Raw genomic sequence first — 2,162 nt, 5'->3', positions numbered from 1 at the left:
CATCTACCACTGACTGACAATTATGCATTTATTGACCTTTCAGATAAAAAACAAATTGTTCAAGTTAGAGAGTGGAGAAAACAAAGACCTAATCTGAGAGTTTTCTCTACGACATTACCAGCTTCTTCTGAGATGGCGGAATATGTAGAAGAATTTGGCTTTATATCGCAGGTCAATTCACTGCTTGTAGAAAGATTTTTTATTGAAGCGATCCCCTCACTCGCTTACCAAGTTGGTAACCAATTAAAAATTGAAGTGGCTGATGTTAACAACGTACCTAAAGGTTAATTATGAAATCTTTCAAAGTATTTATAGCAATCTTTCTATTTTCTATCTTCAATTGCAATAAAATATCAGCACAGGAAGGAGTAACAGAGGGACTAGGTGTTGACGAAATCCTTTGTCCTTCGAGTAACCTTATTGGTACTGCAATGATAACTGATGTGTGCTGGGAAGGAGTCTTCCCACTGCAGATAGGTGGCGTGACTCTTTATGGTAAGACTCGTTACGCGCCTGCAGATAGAGCGAACGACAGAGGTTGTTTATGTAGTGGTGATATTCTAGATGGTGAACTCCCCAAAGCCGGTGTAACTACTGGTTACTACGCACCTAAATACCTGCTTACAGTAACAAAAAAACCTTACTGTTTTCCAGAGTTAAATGGGTTAGAACTTGCTTCGCAGATGGGTCTTACTTCTCGTTTTAACATAGGAAACGAAGATAATAGCGATAGCAATGAGGAAAATGCTGATAATCAATCATCATGGTCCTGGCATCTTGCTTCTTTCCCTCTCATGCACATTCTCGAAACATTAAACGAGTTTACATGTGACCGTTCTGGCTATGTTTCTTATGACCTTCTATGGCTTTCTGAAACTCTTCCACATCACTACGACTCACAACTTGCGGCATTTATGGTTCCAGAATCGATTTTGTTTGCATCCCCTCTTTCAATGCCGTTTTTGCCTGTTGATTGCATTGCTGCATCCGCAGGTTCACCCATTGACGAACTGATAATGGCACAAGGATGCTATGGATATACCTATCCTATAACGGGCCATACCGGTGCAGAGCCAAACAAAGTTGAAGCTAAATCTTTAATAGCTCACAGGGCTTTGTATTTTCTTTCTCGGATAGGGATGCTCGAGCAGACTATGGGTGAAGACGCATTGTGTAAACCTACTAAAATGCCATTTTTGAAAAAGTCGATGTATCGCTGGCAACAGCTTTGGCCTGACTCAGAATCTAGTAGCGATGAGTCTACTTGCGTTGGAGAAGCAGGATGTGGAGACTCGTTAAGTGAAGGTACTACAACCCCTGATCCAACAGGCTCAGTAACGGTCGGTGGTTCAGTTGTTAGAACCGGTGATATGTCTGCCAATCATGTAGAACAGATAAAAATGAATTCTCTTAATAGCACATGCACCCACCCTTCCGGGCAAACATCTTATTCATGGGGGATGTGGCGTGGTGGTGTGCAACAAGGACATGCTAGTTACCTGATCTTTCAGTGGATGGACTGCTGTTTAGATTTAATACAATTCCTGTGAGGTAAAAGATGACTGTAGTTTATATTAGCGATAAATCTGCTTCTCATCAGGCAAAACAGTGGGAAGAATATAGAGCGAATGTTAACCCGCTTTTTATCTCACTAGCATTTTTATTCAGCACGCTTTATGCAACCGGGATTATCAATTTTATTGTTTTGTCTTACTTAATCGGTTTCATTGCATTCGTAAAAATCTTTTGCTCTTTGAAGGTTAAAGAGTTCAAGAAAGTTCAAAAAGGATGATTGACATGCTTCTTAGAAGCTTATTTTTAATCTTCATGGTATTACCCACTGTTATACTTGCAGAAGAACAGAGAACGTTTTTTGGAAAAGTCTTAGACGTTGATGGTCATAATGTACTTACCGTTGGCGACTCAAAAGGACAGCTTAGATTTCTTTCACTAGCTTACATATCAACTCCTGTAAGGGATGAACCATTCTTCAAGCCGGTAAATGGTCACCTTCAAACATATGTTGGCAACTGGTACCAATTTACTGTTGTTAGTTACGGAAAAAATGCTCGGGTCAAACCTGTATTAATGAGAAATCACGAACAAAAAAGTGTTAATAGTGACTTGGTCCGAAAGGGTTTGGCTATAGTAAACATCGCAAC

Annotated in this window: 4 protein-coding genes; all 4 read left to right on the top strand. The window is 40.1% G+C overall.

Annotation, left to right across the window (positions count from 1 at the left end; all coding sequences use genetic code 11):
- The coding region (locus tag BIZ39_RS21345; RefSeq protein WP_187448042.1) for a hypothetical protein at positions 1-288 on the top strand (288 nt) is incomplete at its 5' end.
- A 2-nt stretch (positions 289-290) separates the two neighbouring features.
- Positions 291-1,550, top strand: coding sequence for a TraU family protein (locus BIZ39_RS21340; RefSeq protein WP_187448041.1), 1,260 nt, complete (start codon positions 291-293; stop codon positions 1,548-1,550).
- 8 nt (positions 1,551-1,558) lie between these two features.
- Positions 1,559-1,792, top strand: coding sequence for a hypothetical protein (locus BIZ39_RS21335; RefSeq protein ID WP_187448040.1), 234 nt, complete (start codon positions 1,559-1,561; stop codon positions 1,790-1,792).
- Positions 1,793-1,797: 5 nt separating this feature from the next.
- Positions 1,798-2,162: hypothetical protein (locus tag BIZ39_RS22095; RefSeq protein WP_222936745.1), on the top strand; the 365-nt coding region annotated here is incomplete at its 3' end.

Origin of the sequence: Alteromonas sp. BZK5 (assembly GCF_014349115.1) — a bacterium.
GTDB classification, from domain to species: domain Bacteria; phylum Pseudomonadota; class Gammaproteobacteria; order Enterobacterales; family Alteromonadaceae; genus Alteromonas; species Alteromonas macleodii.
This window is presented reverse-complemented; position numbering and strand designations above follow the sequence as displayed.

Coding starts and splice junctions, on each gene's coding strand:
- BIZ39_RS21340 (WP_187448041.1), top strand. CDS start 291: ATGAAATCTTTCAAAGTATTTATAGCAATCTTTCTATTTTCTATCTTC.
- BIZ39_RS21335 (WP_187448040.1), top strand. CDS start 1,559: ATGACTGTAGTTTATATTAGCGATAAATCTGCTTCTCATCAGGCAAAA.